This window comes from Pedobacter cryoconitis (genome assembly GCF_014200605.1).
GTDB lineage: Bacteria > Bacteroidota > Bacteroidia > Sphingobacteriales > Sphingobacteriaceae > Pedobacter > Pedobacter cryoconitis_B.
The window spans coordinates 1,244,451-1,261,208 of sequence record NZ_JACHCE010000001.1 but is presented as its reverse complement, the minus strand read 5'-3'; the positions used below and the strand labels follow the sequence as shown (position 1 = coordinate 1,261,208).

The following is a 16,758-nucleotide window of genomic DNA, read 5'->3' as shown; positions in this document are numbered from 1 at the left end:
AACTAAGGTATCCATGTAAATTCGTTAATTGATAGTGCTCCTTCTGACAGGTGCTGCATGAATACCAAACCTATCCCGGCAAGTCCGTATCCAAAACCCAACTGGCCTTCCGGATATTTTTTAAAGAAATGAGAATTGAAGCCTAAGTATTCATTGTCTGCTGTATTCATTTCACTGATCTGATCAAACCAATAGTTAGCAGCTGTTTTAAATGCTTCTATTCCTGTCAGTTGATAGATCCTGTTATATACCAGATAAGGAGAGCTTACTCCATACTTAATAGAAGCATCTAAAAGCGTTGTATCTTCTTTACGGTGCCTGGTTACCGTATCATAAGCCAGTATAATAGCTTCAGCCAGATATGCAGAATCCTTAAGAATCTGTGCCGCTTTTATGATGGCATACACCGTACCGATATCTCCATAAACAACACAATGATTTTTAGTTTCTTCATTTCTTCCAACCCAGAGCGGGAAATTTGAGCCATACTGAACAGGATCAATTTGATTAAGCAAAAGAAATTTGATGGCATAACGCATCAGTTCTTCACATCTTTCTTTTTCAATTCCTTTAGCATGAATTGAACATAGGAAATTAATGATCATTGCGTTTCCATGCGCTAAACCAGTATATACCCTCGGCTCTTCAAAATAATTCGTCGTCCAGTAATACCCATTCTCTTTATCTCCTTCTGCAGCTTTATAAATGGCTTCGAATAAATCAAGTGTACAACGGTAAACTTCGGGAGAATTGTCAAGCCTTCTCAGCAAATAAGAACTGATACTTAATGCCCCCGTACCAATTCCAAAATTCTTTTGTTCAATATTGGTTTGAACCCTGTCAATCAGCAAATTATCAAATTCATAAAATGAAAATCCAGTATCCTGATTTAAATGTCCATTCTCTTCCAGGTAACTGATCAGTGTTCCAAATTCTGATAAATCGCCATAATAGTTTGATAATATGGCTTTATATTTAACAGGATTGAGTGCATCTATTGATTCAAGCAATAATTTTTCCGCAACTTCATAAAACTCATCATTTCCGGTTAGCCTGGCATAATGACAATTTAATAATATAGCCCCTCCACGTCCTGTTCCCAGACCAAAATTATGCAGTACTGCAGGTGTCAATGCGTTTACATGAGCTACAATATCAGCTAGTAGTGCTTCTATGCTTTTTTGAGCTGGCTCACGATCATATTTTTTCAATAGTTCTTCCATATCATTAAAGTTTTAATCTGTTAATTTCATCTGTGTTTCCCTTTGTATGCTCATTTTGTCTTTTCTTACTTCCATTTCCGCCAAAACTATAACGGAAACTCAATCTCACCCTTCTGGTATCCATCCTGTTTATACCCGAGGTAACAGTGGGAATAATATGGGTTGAGATCACAAGATTATTCTGATAAAAAATATCAGAAACATCAAGTTTAACAGACCCCCTGCCTGCAAAAAGAGTTTTTTTCAACCCTGCACTTACGTTAGAGTAGGCACCATAAGTATATATACCATCTATAGTTGGAGAGTTATAATAGGCTGATAATTCGGCCGAAAGCCCATCTTTAAAAATGAAAGTATTCAGGGTATGGAGTGAATAATAAGTTTTGCTCCTTGTGAGCACTTCATTAGGATCAAATGCTGATGGATACTTTAAATCTTTACTATAAATTGCAGCTCTGTTATTCATATCCCACCACGATGTGATTTTTACAGGTACCGACAGTGCTGCACTAAATAAATTCTGAGTCAGAAAATTACTTTGTGTCTGAATAAACCGAAAATTCTGCTCATCATAAAATAAAGTACTGGTCAGGGCATCAGAAGTTCTTGTATAAGCTAAACGCAAACTATATTTCTTATATAAGTGATTCCAGGAAAATGCCTGTTTGTATTCTGGTCTTAAATAAGCATTACCCCTGCTCACTGTATAATTATCTATATATAGATCGTATGGTATCAGATTATCATAAGATGGCCTGTTGATATTCCTCGAATAAGCAACTGATGAACTATATTCTTTAGAGACTTTATAATCTATTCTTAAGTTTGGAAACAGGTTAAAATAGCTGGAATCAATACCGCCAGTAACTTTATAAGAACTTTGTTCGGCACGAAGCCCTGCCTGAAATGAAAATTTACCGATTTTATGATTAAAATTAAGATAGCCGGCATAAATTTTCTCCGAATACCCCAGTTCCCTTAATCCATTGTTACTTTCAGTCCAGGTTCCATTCTGATATACTTCGGTAAGCTGGTTGCTATGATTTTCGGTCAGGGTATATTTAAGTCCTGCTTCCAGTTTAGAAGAATTCTTAAAATTCCTGGTATAATCAGCTGTTCCTGTATAAATATCATATTTGGCAGGCGCATTATTTCTAAACTGAGAATCAGTCATGCTGCCCGCATTTTCATCTATTGTACGCTGCTTAAATTCCTGCTGTTGTCCGCTCGTATAACGTGCATAGTTGGCAGTAGTCAAAAAATTTGATCCCAATGAATCCAGAACAGCTTTATAAAAAATATTATAGTTAGAGAAACCTACCTGAAGTAAAACATCATTAAATGTATTAGTCGTTATGCGATTTTGATTTTCGTTAATTACCGCATCTAAATTACCCGAACCATTCAATTTAGATCTGATTAAGTTTACATCTGCGCCTAAAGTATTATTTTTATTAATTTGATAACCTATACTGCCATTCAGGCTTTTGTCAGTCATACTGCCTGAAGACAAATCCATATGCTGGGTAAAATCACCAATTCGTGTTTTCCCCAGATAAAGCTCTCTGTCTGAATATCCACGTTCAATATGTCCTTTCTGCACATAACTTGCAGAAACCCCAAAATCCCATTTTTGGGTATTTAATCTAAAATCAGCGTCTCCTCCCCCTCCTGTCCTGTATCCCCTGGCAAGATTTCCACCTGCATTTGCTGTCCATCCCATTTGTGAATTCCTTTTGGTATATATTTCGATTACACCGCCCGATGCACTGGCATCATATTTAGAAGATGGGTTGCTTATAAATTCTATACGCTCAATTTGCTCCCCTGATAAAGAACCCAGGACACTTTCTAATGTAGCGCCAGGAAGACGTTTGCCATTAAGTAAAATCAACACATTAGATTTTCCGTCCATGGTGAGCTTTCCATTCATTAACTGAACTGAGGGCGCCATAGCCAGTATATCGTAAGCATTGTTACCGCTTGCCAGTACGCTACCCTGTACATTCATAATTAACCGATCTGTTTTTTGCTGAATAAGTGGTTTTTTTGCAGAGATAGTAACTCCGCTTAAGGTCTGTCTGTCATCGTGCAGCATAAGCTCAGGAAGATTAGCCAGGTGATTCTGATCAAAATTAATTGTCTGGTTAATGGAAATAAAACCTACGCTTGAAACTGTAAGCTCTACGCTGCCATCCCTGATATCAGCAATAGAAAATTCTCCCGTATTATTACTTATAACATTCCTTTTAGTGAGTGTATCGGCAACTTTGATCTTTAAGGTAATCGTTGCAAATGGAACAGGTATTTTGTTTTCATCTACAACCTTACCTTTAATTGTATTTTGTGCAAAACAAGGGTAAAAAGACAAAAGCAACAAACTCATAAAAATTAGCATCCTAATCATTACACATTTACCTTTTAAGTATTTCATATGATATGTTTTAATAATTTAGCCCTTGTTGGTTTAGATTGGTAATCCAGTTTGGTTAAAGTGATAATCTTTGCTGGGCCTCTTCACAATTTGCCGAAACACAAGATTGATTAGAGAGTGTAATACAAGACATACTGCCTGCTGCTTTACCACCTTCCAGCTCATTTAACTGATCATCGTTCAGTTTTGAAATAATCTCTTTATCCAGTGTTATTTTGTTTGATAGATTTACTTTTTTCATCGTTCCGGGAGCTTAATTATTAAATTCAATAAGAGTAAATGATATAAGGGGCATTCCTGCGAATGCCCCTTATAGTTTGATTATTATAATGCTTCGTCAGCAGCATCCTGAGATTGAACAGTCTTACAAGAGTTTTCTCCGGTAATACAAGAAAGACCTTGCTTAGCTCCGCCTTCTAATTCACTCAATTGATCTTCAGATAATTTTGAGATGATTTCTTTGTCTAATTGTACTCTGTCAGATAGATTTACTTTTTTCATTTTGTTTAATTTTATGGTTAAATGATTGATTTATATTTTAGCTGGACTATAATGCGTCGTCAACAGCATCCTGAGATTTAACAGTTTTACAAGAGTTATCTCCGGTAATACAAGAAAGACCTTGTTTAGCTCCGCCTTCTAATTCACTCAATTGATCTTCAGATAATTTTGAGATGATTTCTTTGTCTAGTTGTACTTTGTCAGATAGATTTACCTTTTTCATTTTGTTTAATTTTAATGGTTAAATGATTGATTTTGATTGACTATAATGCTTCTTCAGCAGCTTCCTGAGGCTGAACAGTTTTACAAGAGTTATTTCCTGTTACACAAGAAAGACCTTGTTTAGCTCCACCTTCTAATTCACTTAACTGATCTTCAGTTAATTTTGAGATGATTTCTTTGTCTAGTTGTACTTTTTCTGATAGATTTACCTTTTTCATTTTGTTTAAGTTTAATAGTTTATAGTTATTATGAATTAATTATTAGTGTTTTTGGGGCGAATTCCCTGGGTTATGACAATTCTTCTTCTTGAGGAGATACTTTACTTACACAGGAATCTTTTCCTCCGATACAAGAAAGTCCTAATTTGCCCGAGCCACCTTCAAGCTCTTTCAATTGATCATCACTTAGTTTTGAGATAATCTCTTTGTCTAGTTGTACTTTTTCTGATAGATTTACCTTTTTCATTTTGTTTAAGTTTATAGTTAATTACTGTTTCTGGTTTAATTAAGTTGTTGTTCACTAATCCGGATTCATTGTATTTATTAAGACCTGCAACCTGGCCGTGGCAACAGGGGGATAATCTTATTTCGGGAGAAAGAGCAGTCTAATTCTCTTCCTCTTTTTCTGCAAACAGGTGCTCTATTTCTAAGAAGCTGGATACATTGGTATCTCCGCCACCACCCATTATCATATTTAATTCGTTTTCATTGAAAACATTAAAGTCATTATTTCCGAGGTCAAAAAAATCGTTTTTCATAGTCGTTAAAATTGAGTTACAATACCTGAGCTTGTGAATGTGTCTGGTTGAGGATAATTTCTGTTCTTCTTATCGTCAAATAAATCAACAGTGAACTTTCCAATTATTTGTTTTTGAATCTTAACGTCTTCAGTTTTGTAAATTTTCTTTTTCATGTTTTGGTTATTTATTGTGAGACAAATCATTTATTCCCTTTTGTTGAAACAAATATGTTCGATTAATTTTTCTGAAAAATATTTCTTCGACCAAAGTGAAAGTTTATAGTACAAAATCACCTTTTAATTATTTTTTCAAAAAAAGAAGACCTGCATAACCCGTAAAATGCAGGTATAAAGCAGTTATATAGAGATGATAAGATGAGTAGGGATCACTCCATAAAGGTTTAAGAAGGCTAATTATCCTTTACTCCCCTTGAGAAGGGGGCATTTAATAAAAAAAGATGGGAATAGAGCTCCGGATGAAATTTCTTATGGATGTGGTTCTTCTGACCGGCATCATTTCTCCAGGATCTTTAAAAAGGATGAGGAAGGTTAATCCTTCCGGTATATAAGGTTATAAAAAGATAGTCTGGTCAGTTTACAAAAACAGCAGGATAATTATTAAATTATCCTGCTGGCTATCCTGAGCTTTATTTTACTGGTGTAATTATAATTTTTCGAAACTCGATTGGGCCATGGTCTCCCTGGAAATAAACCGGACCGGGTTCTCCTTCATTACTATTCAGTGCCCCGCCTGTAATTCCGGGGATCTCCTGATTGCTGATCACAGTTTTACCATTTGCAACTACGGTAACCATTCTGCCAATCAGTGTAATATCAAATACCTGCCATTTATCCGGGCCTAAAGCAGCAATTTCATTGGGGCTAAGGAAACCATATATACCACTAAACAGTACACTTGAAGGATGTGCATCCTTAGGGCTGTCTTCAATCTGTACTTCATAGCGACCTCTTAAATACACTCCGCTATTACTTCCTTTCTGATATTTAAATTCTACGTGCAATTTGAAGTCAGTAAACTTTTGATCAGAGATTAGATTAGCACCTGAATGCGGGCTTGTGAGGACGCCATTTTTAACTACCCATTGATTTTCCCCTAATGCTTTCCATCCTGTAAGGTCTTTTCCATTAAACAATTCAATTGGTTTAGCCCATACCACAGCAGAGGTCCTTTTCAGGTAAGGAGCTTTCACACCTTTCCAGTTATACTTTTTCCCTTCACTGGTAGTTAAAGTTCCATGAATCTCACTTCCGTTTAACTCACCTTCAATAACAAGGTCCTGATCCCCTTTTTCCCATTGCGGAGGAATAGTAAAATTAAACTTTCCATCATTGAAATTCACTTTTGCAATTGGGCGCGCACTCCCAGAGCCAGCTACAAAATATCCTGTTAAAGTACTATAACCTGACAGTTTAACCTCTAACCATGAAGGAACAGACTTCCCATCCTCATCCATAGTAATGTCCCAGCGTCCTATCAGATCTTTTGCCGCAGCGTTATGCTTTATAGGAACAGAACTGAAGTGTGCCGCAGCAGACAAAGAATTTACTGAACCAAGAGTCAACAGCCCTCCTAAACTTAAAACAAGAAATTTCTTATACATAACTTAGAATTAATTATTAATATTTTACGGTAAGATATGAAAAACTACGCTGTCTTTAACCACAAGTCCGCTCATTCCCTGGCCGGTATAACTGAGCGTGTACCTGCCCGGCTTTTGAACGGCATAACCTTTTAAAAGATCTACATCTACAGAAAGACTATCTCCTGGATTTATCTTTTGATAACTGCTTGCAGGTGGTGGCATCATCCTTTTTGCCATAGGCCCCTGATAAGCTGCCTCTTCTCCGTTTGCCTCCTTAATTTCAAGATATTTACTCATTAAAGGCTCAAAAGGAGTATGCCATTTACAAAACTCCTTCACACTATCTGTTGAATTATAAACTGTAAATTTTAGTTTTACCGGCTCACCGGTTTTAAACTCATTTTTAATCTTTAATGTAGCGAAAAGTCCTTTGTCCAATGCTTGTTCTGTTACTTTTGTATTCACAGGATTCTCCTTTACCTTAACATGATTTGTAGTTGTCGTCCGCTGACTGCATGATGATAGTGCCATAATTGCAGCTATTAAACCTGGAATAGTTTGTTTCATTTGATATGTTTTTGTTTTATTAGCTAAAATATTCATTTTATTAATCGGATGCCTGTTTTTTTTCTTATTTCAATAATTATAATTTTATTGGTTTTATTCCGAATCAGTATTTCTTATCATTTCTCTAAAAACAGCTCGCTTTATATATAAAAACATATAAATTGATACAATTTTATTGTATTTCAAGCGTATCATCATATTATCTTTAAGTTTTAATAATTTAATTTTAATTAAATTATATTTTGTTTTATACAATTTTCAGTGTTAGTTTTATGTCAGATCTATAACATAAACCAACTATTATGAAAACCAAAAACAGACTACAATTAATTATCATGCCAGCATTACTGCTTTTATGTATGGCTTCCTGTAAGAAACAAGGCACAGATTATGCTGTTCCTGAAGCTGAGAAAAATGCAAATCAAACCAGCGTTAATGCAATTGCGCCTGCTGATTTTAAAGTGATCGGCTATTTACCTTCCTGGGCTGGTGAAGTAAGCCAGGTACAGTTTAACAAATTAACACATGTCAATTATGCATTTATCCTTCCGACTGCTTCCGGAGGGTTTCAGGCATTAGAAAACCCATCAAAACTTCAGAACCTGGTTTCTACTGCACATGCGAACAATGTAAAGGTACTGGTATCGGTTGGCGGATGGAACAATGGGGATGACAGCGCATTTGAATCATTTGCAGCAAGTGCATCCGGCCGTACAACTTTTACTAATAATGTAATCAACCTGGTGAATCAATACAACCTGGACGGTATTGACATTGACTGGGAATATCCTGACGCCGGAAATTCGGGCAATAACTACAGTGCCTTAATGCAGCAGCTGAGTACTGCTATGCATAGCAGAGGCAAACTGCTTACTGCAGCCGTAGTTTCTTATGATGGACCCGGAGTTCAAAATGCCGTATTTGGCTATGTAGACTTCTTAAATATCATGGCTTATGACGAAGGGGGAGCTAACCACTCTACTTATGATTTAGCTGTCAAATCCTTGAATTACTGGAAAGGAAGAGGACTTCCTGCAAGCAAGGCCAATTTGGGTGTTCCTTTTTATGGCCGTTCTTCGAGTGAATACGTTGACTATAAAACTATATTATCCAGAGGAGGAAGTCCAAATTCTGATTCGTTTGCAGGAATAGGTTACAATGGCATACCTACGATCAAAAACAAAACAAATCTTGCTTTTGATCAGGCTGGAGGTATTATGTTCTGGGAATTATCTCAGGATGCTACAGGAGGCAACTCACTACTTTCGGCAATCGACCAGGTAGTGGTTATCAGAAAAGGCAATTCTGGCAACAATCCGATCCCAATTGGAAGTACAGTTACCCTTAAAGGAATCAACAGTAAATATGTAAGTGGTGAGGATGGTGCTGTTGCAATGACCTGTAACCGCGCTACAGCTTCGCCGGTAGAGACATTTACTGTAGTAGACGCTGGTGGTGGTAAAATCGCATTGAGAAGCAAAGGCAAATATGTTTCGTCCGAAAATGGAGTTCAGGCCATTACCTGCAGCCGCGCCACGATTGGCGACTGGGAAAAATTTGACTGGATAACCAATGCAGATGGAACTGTATCATTCAGAGGAAATAATGGAAAATATATTTCTAGCGAAAACGGCACACAGGCAATGACCTGCAACCGTGCAGCAATTTCAGGCTGGGAAGCTTTCGGTATTAACAAATAAGAATTATCATACACAGCACTTTCCCGACGGAGTGTGCTGTGTATTTTATCCTTGAATAACTGAGCGGTACTATTTAACCAATGCTTTTCTTGAACTTGAAGTATAGGCACTAAATACGCCTAATGCATTATTATCAAAATTAGAAGGAGGATTGGCAGGCGATACAGGCTGTGCTTCTGCTGTGTTTTGTCCCATACTAAAAAAGTATTTGTATACCGCTTTATCTACGCATTGAAACTCAACTGCAATGGTATCTCCAGGAACCATATCTTTTAAATCATAAAAAAGTATATCATTTACTTTATTCCCATCATTAAAACGGTCATCTGTTGCCACATCAAATTTCACCTTACCTTTAAACCTGATAATAGAATGATATTGATTTGGTATACCGGGCGGATCATCATAAATGACCGTAACATATTTTCTGGTTTTGTCTACCAGATTAACACTTTTGAAAGTCAGTAAATTCAGGATAACCTTTTGAGGCATCGTCGAAGAAGCAGTATAAGTTTTCCCTTCTGAATTCACCGTTAATTTATAAGTTGTGCCTGGTTTTCCTTTAAACTTAGGACTCATATATATCCCCGGAGAAGATTCTGTATAATTAACCAGCGTACCGTCACTTGCTGTCAGTACAACTTTTGCACCTCCTACCCCATTAAACCTGTTGGCATCATAAAAATTGTAGGTTTTAGTAATTCTGATCACCTGATTTTCATTCAGATCATTTACCCCGCCCTCAATCACAATTGCCGGAGCCGCGTTATCCAGTTTTAAGTCAATTACTTTTTCACATGCACTGAACAGACTTAAGGATAAAAAACCCGTTAAAAATCCTGCCCCCAGCTTAACATTTCCGTTTTTCGTTTCATAAAACATCATAATACTAGAATTTAAAGTTCCAGGTTGCCGAAGGAATAATACCGAATAAAGTTGTTCTGACCACCTCTGTTTTGGTGACATCATTCGGATCATCCTTAAAATTGATAGCAAAAGCATTCTGGCGGTTATATAAATTGTAAATCCCAAAAGTCCAGCTCGACTGAAATCTCTTGCCTGGTTTCCCTTCGAGTGTTGCCGAGACATCCAGACGATGATAAGCCGGGGTACGATAGCCATTTTTATCTGTATAATAAAAGACAGTCCTTCCATTGACCTGATATTTACCACTTGGATAAGTAACTGCATTACCAGTATTGTAAACAAAAACAGTTGAAAAAGTCCAGCGGAGCCCTGGTTTGTAAATACCGGCCAGAGAAATATCATGTGTTCTGTCTTGTTTAGCATAAAACCACCGGCCAGCATTCAACGCATCAAACTGACGTTCTGTTCTGGAAAAAGTATAACCAATCCAGCCATTAAATTTGCCAAATCTCTTCTTCAAAAACAGTTCAATCCCGTAAGCCCTGCCATCTCCATAAAGCAAATCAGCTTCTACATTATCCTTTTCACGCAGATCTGTACCATTCCGGTATTCAATCTGGTTTTGCATCCATTTATAGTATATTTCTGCAGAGAATTCAAACTGATCCTCTTTAAAATTCCTGAAATACCCCATCGAGACCTGGTCAGCGATTTCCGGCTTCACATTATTACTGTTCATAATGTATAAATCCGTTGGAGAAGTCGAAGTAGAATTCGACATCAGGTGAATATTCTGAGTATTACGGGTATAAGAAGTCTTGATGGAACTATTTCGGTTAAGCCTGTAACTTGCTGAAAAACGAGGTTCAGGATTTATATAATTCTTTACAAATTCTCCAGAACCATATGATCTGGCCTGTGTGATATCGCCGTCCGCATTATAAGTTTTGAAATTACCCGGCCCCAGTAAAGAAAAGCTGCTCAGGCGGAGCCCATATACGATTTTGAGTTTTTCACTGGCCGTCCATTCATCTGTAACATAGCCAGCAAGTTCTAATCCTTTGCGTTTCTCATAAGTAACCGGATTTACACTAGAAGCCCCTGTTGTAGTCATTGTACCAGGAGCAATCGTATGATAAATACCGTTCAGGCCAAATTTAAGTTTATGCTGATTACTGATATTGTACTCGAAGTCCTGTTTTAAATTAAAATCTCTGATAAAAGAATTGACCTCATAATTTGAATCCTCTATCAGATTATGAATAATATAATTGTATTTGCTGTAAATCAGAGAGGTATTAGAGAATAACCTGCTGCTATATAAATGGTTCCACCTGAGTGTTACTGTTGCATTTCCCCAGTCAAAACCAAAAAGCCTGACCAGGTTCAGTTTATCCCGGCCAAAATAACCAGAGAGGAAAAGCGTATTTTTATCATCTATTTTATAATTTGCCTTAGCATTCAGGTCATAAAAATACAAGGTGTTTCTATTCACAGATGGATTAGCTGATAGCTTAAAAAATGCATCTGCATAAGTTCTTCTGGCACTAATCATAAAAGAGCCTTTGTCTTTTACAATAGGTACTTCAACTTTCAGCCTCGAAGAAATCAGTCCAATTCCACCCTCCAGTGTGTTTTCTTTACGGTTTCCATCATTCATCCTAATATCCAGTACCGAAGAAAGCCTCCCTCCATATTGCGCAGGCATCCCTCCTTTATAAACAGTCACATCTTTGATTGCATCAGAATTGAAAGTAGAGAAAAAACCCAGTAAATGGGATGCATTATAAACCGGGGCTTCGTCCAGCAGGATAAGATTTTGATCAGTAGAGCCACCCCTGATATAGAAACCGCTATTCCCCTCACCAGCCAGCTTAATTCCCGGCAACAATTGTAAGGCCTTCATTACATCGCGTTCACCTAATAACATAGGCAGATTATTGATCTCACTGGTATTGATTTTCTGCAGGCCCATTTGGGGGCTGCCAACATTATCATTACTTTTTACTCCGGAAATGACAACTTCATCCAATTGATTTCCCGGTTCAAGTACAAAATTAAGACGCATATCTTTTGATAAGCTGAGCTGCCGGGTGATCGTTTTATAACCAATAAAACTTACCGAGATATCATGTACTCCTTCTAAAGCACTGATTACATAAAAGCCATAGCTATTTGTCATAGCTATGGCAGTTGAACCAATTGTTAATTTAACACTGGCACCAATTAATGTTTCTCCGGTTTTAGAATCGGTTATATTTCCGATGATTGTTCTTTTAATCTGAGCAAATGAGAATTGGAATTGCGCGATCAGTAGAAGCAGTAGTAAAACTCTATAGGTATTTCGCATAAATCCAATTGATTATGTGCATTATTTGACTAGTACAGACATGATTTTAATAAGCGTTATCCTCTCCGTGAAGTACATTGATAATTGTCATAAACAGGATCTTTACATCAAGCATAGCGGTCCAGTTTTCCAGATACCAGATATCATGTTTAACACGTTTTTCCATTGAACCAGCTTCTTTGGTCTCTCCGCGGAAACCATTGACTTGTGCCCAGCCGGTTATACCTGGTTTCATAAAATGGCGCACCATGAATTCGCTGATAATAGCTCTGTACTGCTCCGTATGACTTAACATATGCGGTCTGGGCCCAACAACAGTCATACTTCCTGCAAAAACATTAAAAAACTGAGGTAATTCATCCAGACTTGTTTTTCTCAGGAATTTCCCAATTGGTGTAATACGGTCGTCGTTTTTAGTAGCTTGTTTTTTGTCACTGCTGCTATTCATACGCATACTTCTGAATTTCAGACACCAGAAAGGCTCATCATTCCGGCCACTGCGTAATTGTTTAAACAATACAGGCCCTTTACTCTGCATTTTAATCAGCAGCGCAATGATCGGATACAGCCAGCTTAAAATAAATAAGATAACTAATCCACTGAATATAATATCAAAGGTCCGTTTCTTAAAACGATTACCCATTAATTCCAAAGGTTCGTTACGAAGTGTAATAATCGGGAATTCATCTCCCATATAACTCATTGTATAAGGCGCGTCCAAAGAACCAGCTATATCAGGAATGAATTTTAAACGCAAACATTGTTTGTCCGCTTCCCGGACAAGCGTATGCATCATTCCCATTCTTTCTGGCGGCACTGAGACATATAAATCTTTTACGCCTCCTGCTGCTGCTGCTTTCATCTCAGAAATAGCAAATTCGGAAATCAAACCGGTTTGATCACTGTAAAAATCCTCATCACATTCAGCGATAATTCCATAAAAATCTACGTTATTTTGCTGAGTCAAATAGCTGGCAAGCCGGTTACCGGTAGGATTTCCACCCATTACGGCAACCTTTTTAGTTACATGAAATTTATTGATCAGCAAGAATTGAAGCGCCGTACCAACAAAACGGTTTAGCACAAATGACGCCGAAAGCAATAAATAAAATATAACAATAAAGGTTTTTGAGAATTCTATATTTTTTTCAAGTAACAGATATACCGAGAACAATACACAATGCATCAGAATACTCCTGAATGTACTTCTGTAAATACGCTCAAGCCGCCTGGCCCCATATTCGGTATACATGCCAAATAATAGCGCATTAAATACCCAGATCAGATTACAGATAATCACATAGTGATGCAGCAATTCATAGGAAACAAATTTTCCCATAAATATACTCAGATTGAATGCTGAAAAGTAGATCAGATTGAGCATCAACAGATCCGTGACAGGTAAAACATACCTTAAAAGATATAAATAACGTGTTTGCATAGGTAGATTTTAATATAGATAAACGAATATAGCAAATAAGCGTCAATCGCAAAGTATATTATCAAATATATTGTAAATTTTAACTGAAAAAGTTTTTTAATGTGAAATTATTATTAATAAATCAACATTTGGAAATTATAGAGTAAAAAATAAGCCTTATACTCCCTATGGTTTTAAAAAATTTTTTATCATTTCATTTAACAACAAATACATTAAAAAGACATTAAATAAAGATTAAAACGATCAAAAAAAAATCCTCCGCATATATAGATACACGGAGGATTCTTTCTCCCGGACATTAAGTCCGGCTAAAAACAATTACCTGATCAGCTTTAACAAATACTGACCATAACCACTTTTAACCAATGGCGCAGCGACATCAATCAACTGCTCTGCATTTATAAAACCCATTCTATAGGCTATTTCTTCTATTGCACCGATTTTTAAACCCTGACGCTCTTCAATCACCTGAACAAATTGCCCTGCCTGCATCAGAGAATTAAATGTTCCTGTATCCAGCCAGGCCGTACCCCTGCTTAATACTCCAACTTTCAATTTACCCTGCTCCAGATAAACTTTATTGACATCAGTAATCTCGTACTCTCCGCGAGGAGACGGTTTAATATTTTTAGCAATCTCTACAACACTGTTATCATAAAAATACAATCCCGGAACCGCATAATCAGATTTTGGATTCACAGGTTTTTCTTCAATTGATATTGCTTTCTTATCCCTATCAAATTCCACCACCCCATATCTTTCAGGATCAGAGACCTGGTAAGCAAACACCACCCCTCCATCCGGATCTGTACTTGCCTGCAATAATTTAGACATCCCCTCTCCATAAAAAATATTATCTCCCAACACAAGCGCAACTTTATCCTGACCAATAAAATCAGCACCTATTACAAAAGCCTGGGCCAATCCATTGGGATTTTCCTGAACAGCATAAGAAAATTTACAGCCAAGACGACTTCCATCTCCCAATAATTTTTCAAAGTTCGGCAAATCGTGCGGCGTAGAGATAATCAACACTTCATTTATCCCAGCCAGCATCAGCGTAGACAGTGGATAATATATCATCGGCTTATCATAAACCGGCATCATTTGCTTACTCATTACCAGAGTCAGGGGATGCAAACGCGTTCCGCTTCCTCCTGCCAGAATTATTCCTTTCATACATTAATTTAAATTGCCGCTAAAAAAGCCAGCTGGTTTACACACACGATTAAACTATTTCTCCAATACGGAATTTCCAAACCAAAAGTTTCTTTGATTTTAGCTTTATCCATTACAGAAAATTTTGGCCTTACTGCCCTTGTTGGATATTTAGAAGTTGGAATAGGCGATAATTTCACATCAGTACCACTCAGATCAAAAATCCCCTGTGCAAAATCATACCAGGAAGCCACTCCTTCATTGCTATAATGATAAACACCATAGGTTGTTTTTCCCGATCCGACAATCAACAGGATAACCCTTGCCAGATCCACAGCATAAGTAGGCGTACCAATCTGATCAGCTATAATACTCAGCTCATCCCTTTCTGAACCTAATTTCAACATTGTTTTCACAAAATTATTTCCATACTCAGAATAAAGCCAGCTTGTACGGATGATAAAATGAGCCGGAAGCACGGCTGCAATAGCCCGCTCCCCTTCCAACTTTGTTAAACCATAAACATTTACCGGATTTGCGATATCTGTCTCCTTTAGTAAACCAACACTATCACCGGCAAACACAAAATCTGTAGACACATGAACCATCACAGCTCCAAATTCCTGACAAAGCATAGCAATATTTGCTGCACCTTTTTTATTAATCAAACCACAAAGCTCAACATCATCCTCAGCCTTATCCACAGCAGTATAAGCAGCACAATTAATAACAAACCGGGGCTGTTCTGCTATAAACAATCTTTTCAAGCCTTCAAAATCCAATATATTTCCAGCATTCTCATCAGGAAAAGAGATAGAATCCAGATGAGTTTCAGCGGCTACTTTTTTAATACAACTGCCCAACTGGCCGGCAGCACCCAATACTAATACTTCCATTATCTTTCTGCGTATTGGGTTTCGTAATAAGATTGATAATTTGACGAAGTCACATCATTTAGCCATTGCTCATTTTCAAGATACCAATCCACAGTTTTAGCCAAACCTTCTTCAAATTGCAGACCAGGCACCCAACCCAGATTGTGCTGAAGCTTAGATGAATCAATCGCATATCTTAAATCATGACCCGCCCGATCTGTCACATAAGTAATCAACTGCTCAGAAGCACCAGCCTCACGCCCTAATTTTTGATCCATGATTTTACAAAGCAATTTAATCAGATCAATATTTTTCCATTCATTATGACCACCAATATTATAGGTTTCACCAGTTTTTGCCTGATGAAAAATCACATCAATAGCCCGCGCATGATCTTCTACCCAAAGCCAGTCACGCACATTTTCACCTTTACCATAGACAGGCACAGCTTTATTATTTTTAATATTATTAATAGCTAAAGGAATCAGCTTCTCCGGAAAATGATGAGAACCATAATTATTTGAGCAATTCGAGATGACCACATCCAAACCATAGGTATCATGATAAGCACGTACAAAATGGTCAGAACTCGCTTTAGATGCAGAGTAAGGACTATGCGGATCATAGGAAGTAGCCTCAGTGAACATACCTGTTTCACCTAAAGCACCATAAACCTCATCTGTAGAAACATGATAGAAGCGTTTTTTATCATAATCACCTTTCCAATATTCCTTTGCCGCATTTAAAAGATTAACTGTCCCAATAACATTAGTCATTACAAATTCCATAGGATTCGCTATAGAGCGGTCAACATGCGACTCTGCAGCTAAATGTATCACCGCATCAAACTGATAGACACTAAATAAATCTGCAATAAAACCAGCATCTACAATATCCCCTTTCACAAACTCATAATTCGGCTCATCTTCTATATCAACCAGATTCAAAAGATTGCCCGCATAAGTCAGCTTATCCAGATTTACAATTTTATAACCAGGATAGCTTTTCACGAACCTGCGCACTACATGAGAACCGATGAACCCAGCTCCACCGGTAATTAAAATTCTTTTTTCCATTA

General features: G+C 37.3%; 18 protein-coding genes. 1 reads left to right on the top strand and 17 read right to left on the bottom strand.

The window, feature by feature from the left end:
* Nucleotides 1–2: 2 nt before the first annotated feature.
* From HDE68_RS05475 to HDE68_RS05425, 11 genes are all read right to left on the bottom strand, one after another.
* The gene (locus HDE68_RS05475) at nt 3–1,223 is read right to left on the bottom strand and encodes a lanthionine synthetase LanC family protein (protein WP_183879669.1); all 1,221 of its coding nucleotides are present in this window, start codon (nt 1,221–1,223) and stop codon (nt 3–5) included.
* Nucleotides 1,224–1,227: 4 nt separating this feature from the next.
* The gene (locus HDE68_RS05470; RefSeq protein ID WP_183879667.1) at nt 1,228–3,657 is read right to left on the bottom strand and encodes an outer membrane beta-barrel family protein; all 2,430 of its coding nucleotides are present in this window, start codon (nt 3,655–3,657) and stop codon (nt 1,228–1,230) included.
* Nucleotides 3,658–3,712: 55 nt separating this feature from the next.
* Nucleotides 3,713–3,898 (bottom strand): class I lanthipeptide, encoded by a 186-nt coding sequence (locus tag HDE68_RS05465; RefSeq protein ID WP_183879665.1) that lies wholly within the window; start codon nt 3,896–3,898, stop codon nt 3,713–3,715.
* 83 nt (nt 3,899–3,981) lie between these two features.
* On the bottom strand, nt 3,982–4,158 hold the full coding sequence (locus HDE68_RS05460) for a class I lanthipeptide (RefSeq protein ID WP_183879663.1): 177 nt from the start codon (nt 4,156–4,158) through the stop codon (nt 3,982–3,984).
* Between the two features lie 46 nt (nt 4,159–4,204).
* Nucleotides 4,205–4,381 carry a class I lanthipeptide gene (locus HDE68_RS05455; RefSeq protein WP_183879661.1) on the bottom strand — a complete coding sequence of 59 codons (177 nt, stop codon included), beginning with the start codon at nt 4,379–4,381 and terminating at the stop codon, nt 4,205–4,207.
* 40 nt (nt 4,382–4,421) lie between these two features.
* Nucleotides 4,422–4,598 (bottom strand): class I lanthipeptide, encoded by a 177-nt coding sequence (locus HDE68_RS05450; protein ID WP_183879658.1) that lies wholly within the window; start codon nt 4,596–4,598, stop codon nt 4,422–4,424.
* Between the two features lie 70 nt (nt 4,599–4,668).
* Nucleotides 4,669–4,845 (bottom strand): class I lanthipeptide, encoded by a 177-nt coding sequence (locus HDE68_RS05445; RefSeq protein ID WP_183879656.1) that lies wholly within the window; start codon nt 4,843–4,845, stop codon nt 4,669–4,671.
* Between the two features lie 139 nt (nt 4,846–4,984).
* A complete protein-coding gene (locus HDE68_RS05440) occupies nt 4,985–5,137 on the bottom strand; it encodes a hypothetical protein (RefSeq protein WP_183879655.1) in 153 nt (50 codons plus the stop codon).
* A 5-nt stretch (nt 5,138–5,142) separates the two neighbouring features.
* Nucleotides 5,143–5,292: a hypothetical protein gene (locus HDE68_RS05435; protein WP_183879653.1), complete on the bottom strand. Its 150-nt coding sequence runs from the start codon at nt 5,290–5,292 to the stop codon at nt 5,143–5,145.
* Between the two features lie 473 nt (nt 5,293–5,765).
* The gene (locus tag HDE68_RS05430; protein ID WP_183879651.1) at nt 5,766–6,740 is read right to left on the bottom strand and encodes a DUF1080 domain-containing protein; all 975 of its coding nucleotides are present in this window, start codon (nt 6,738–6,740) and stop codon (nt 5,766–5,768) included.
* A gap of 24 nt (nt 6,741–6,764) precedes the next feature.
* A complete protein-coding gene (locus HDE68_RS05425; RefSeq protein ID WP_183879649.1) occupies nt 6,765–7,289 on the bottom strand; it encodes a protease in 525 nt (174 codons plus the stop codon).
* A gap of 302 nt (nt 7,290–7,591) precedes the next feature.
* Between HDE68_RS05425 and HDE68_RS05420 the strand changes: the two genes are divergently transcribed.
* A complete protein-coding gene (locus tag HDE68_RS05420; protein WP_221300671.1) occupies nt 7,592–8,989 on the top strand; it encodes a glycosyl hydrolase family 18 protein in 1,398 nt (465 codons plus the stop codon).
* 69 nt (nt 8,990–9,058) lie between these two features.
* On the opposite strand, the gene HDE68_RS05415 is transcribed toward HDE68_RS05420, so the two are convergent.
* The 6 genes from HDE68_RS05415 to rfbB form a co-directional block, all read right to left on the bottom strand.
* Nucleotides 9,059–9,874 carry a DUF4249 domain-containing protein gene (locus tag HDE68_RS05415; RefSeq protein ID WP_260171627.1) on the bottom strand — a complete coding sequence of 272 codons (816 nt, stop codon included), beginning with the start codon at nt 9,872–9,874 and terminating at the stop codon, nt 9,059–9,061.
* Nucleotides 9,875–9,878: 4 nt separating this feature from the next.
* Complete coding sequence (locus tag HDE68_RS05410) at nt 9,879–12,206, bottom strand: TonB-dependent receptor (RefSeq protein ID WP_183879647.1); 2,328 nt, start codon at nt 12,204–12,206, stop codon at nt 9,879–9,881.
* A gap of 46 nt (nt 12,207–12,252) precedes the next feature.
* Nucleotides 12,253–13,647, bottom strand: a complete 1,395-nt coding sequence (locus HDE68_RS05405) for an undecaprenyl-phosphate glucose phosphotransferase (RefSeq protein ID WP_183879644.1) — start codon at nt 13,645–13,647, stop codon at nt 12,253–12,255.
* 318 nt (nt 13,648–13,965) lie between these two features.
* Nucleotides 13,966–14,826 carry a glucose-1-phosphate thymidylyltransferase RfbA gene (gene rfbA / locus HDE68_RS05400; protein WP_183879642.1) on the bottom strand — a complete coding sequence of 287 codons (861 nt, stop codon included), beginning with the start codon at nt 14,824–14,826 and terminating at the stop codon, nt 13,966–13,968.
* Between the two features lie 8 nt (nt 14,827–14,834).
* The gene (gene rfbD, locus HDE68_RS05395) at nt 14,835–15,701 is read right to left on the bottom strand and encodes a dTDP-4-dehydrorhamnose reductase (protein ID WP_183879640.1); all 867 of its coding nucleotides are present in this window, start codon (nt 15,699–15,701) and stop codon (nt 14,835–14,837) included.
* Nucleotides 15,701–16,756, bottom strand: coding sequence for a dTDP-glucose 4,6-dehydratase (gene rfbB, locus HDE68_RS05390; protein ID WP_183879638.1), 1,056 nt, complete (start codon nt 16,754–16,756; stop codon nt 15,701–15,703). The genes rfbD and rfbB overlap by 1 nt, the downstream gene beginning before the upstream one ends.
* Between the last annotated feature and the right edge of the window lie 2 nt (nt 16,757–16,758).

Excerpts from the sequence above, each read along its gene's own strand:
- HDE68_RS05475 (WP_183879669.1), bottom strand. The coding sequence starts at position 1,223 with ATGGAAGAACTATTGAAAAAATATGATCGTGAGCCAGCTCAAAAAAGC.
- HDE68_RS05470 (WP_183879667.1), bottom strand. The coding sequence starts at position 3,657 with ATGAAATACTTAAAAGGTAAATGTGTAATGATTAGGATGCTAATTTTT.
- HDE68_RS05465 (WP_183879665.1), bottom strand. The coding sequence starts at position 3,898 with ATGAAAAAAGTAAATCTATCAAACAAAATAACACTGGATAAAGAGATT.
- HDE68_RS05460 (WP_183879663.1), bottom strand. The coding sequence starts at position 4,158 with ATGAAAAAAGTAAATCTATCTGACAGAGTACAATTAGACAAAGAAATC.
- HDE68_RS05455 (WP_183879661.1), bottom strand. The coding sequence starts at position 4,381 with ATGAAAAAGGTAAATCTATCTGACAAAGTACAACTAGACAAAGAAATC.
- HDE68_RS05450 (WP_183879658.1), bottom strand. The coding sequence starts at position 4,598 with ATGAAAAAGGTAAATCTATCAGAAAAAGTACAACTAGACAAAGAAATC.
- HDE68_RS05445 (WP_183879656.1), bottom strand. The coding sequence starts at position 4,845 with ATGAAAAAGGTAAATCTATCAGAAAAAGTACAACTAGACAAAGAGATT.
- HDE68_RS05440 (WP_183879655.1), bottom strand. The coding sequence starts at position 5,137 with ATGAAAAACGATTTTTTTGACCTCGGAAATAATGACTTTAATGTTTTC.
- HDE68_RS05435 (WP_183879653.1), bottom strand. The coding sequence starts at position 5,292 with ATGAAAAAGAAAATTTACAAAACTGAAGACGTTAAGATTCAAAAACAA.
- HDE68_RS05430 (WP_183879651.1), bottom strand. The coding sequence starts at position 6,740 with ATGTATAAGAAATTTCTTGTTTTAAGTTTAGGAGGGCTGTTGACTCTT.
- HDE68_RS05425 (WP_183879649.1), bottom strand. The coding sequence starts at position 7,289 with ATGAAACAAACTATTCCAGGTTTAATAGCTGCAATTATGGCACTATCA.
- HDE68_RS05420 (WP_221300671.1), top strand. The coding sequence starts at position 7,592 with ATGAAAACCAAAAACAGACTACAATTAATTATCATGCCAGCATTACTG.
- HDE68_RS05415 (WP_260171627.1), bottom strand. The coding sequence starts at position 9,874 with ATGATGTTTTATGAAACGAAAAACGGAAATGTTAAGCTGGGGGCAGGA.
- HDE68_RS05410 (WP_183879647.1), bottom strand. The coding sequence starts at position 12,206 with ATGCGAAATACCTATAGAGTTTTACTACTGCTTCTACTGATCGCGCAA.
- HDE68_RS05405 (WP_183879644.1), bottom strand. The coding sequence starts at position 13,647 with ATGCAAACACGTTATTTATATCTTTTAAGGTATGTTTTACCTGTCACG.
- rfbA (WP_183879642.1), bottom strand. The coding sequence starts at position 14,826 with ATGAAAGGAATAATTCTGGCAGGAGGAAGCGGAACGCGTTTGCATCCC.
- rfbD (WP_183879640.1), bottom strand. The coding sequence starts at position 15,701 with ATGGAAGTATTAGTATTGGGTGCTGCCGGCCAGTTGGGCAGTTGTATT.
- rfbB (WP_183879638.1), bottom strand. The coding sequence starts at position 16,756 with ATGGAAAAAAGAATTTTAATTACCGGTGGAGCTGGGTTCATCGGTTCT.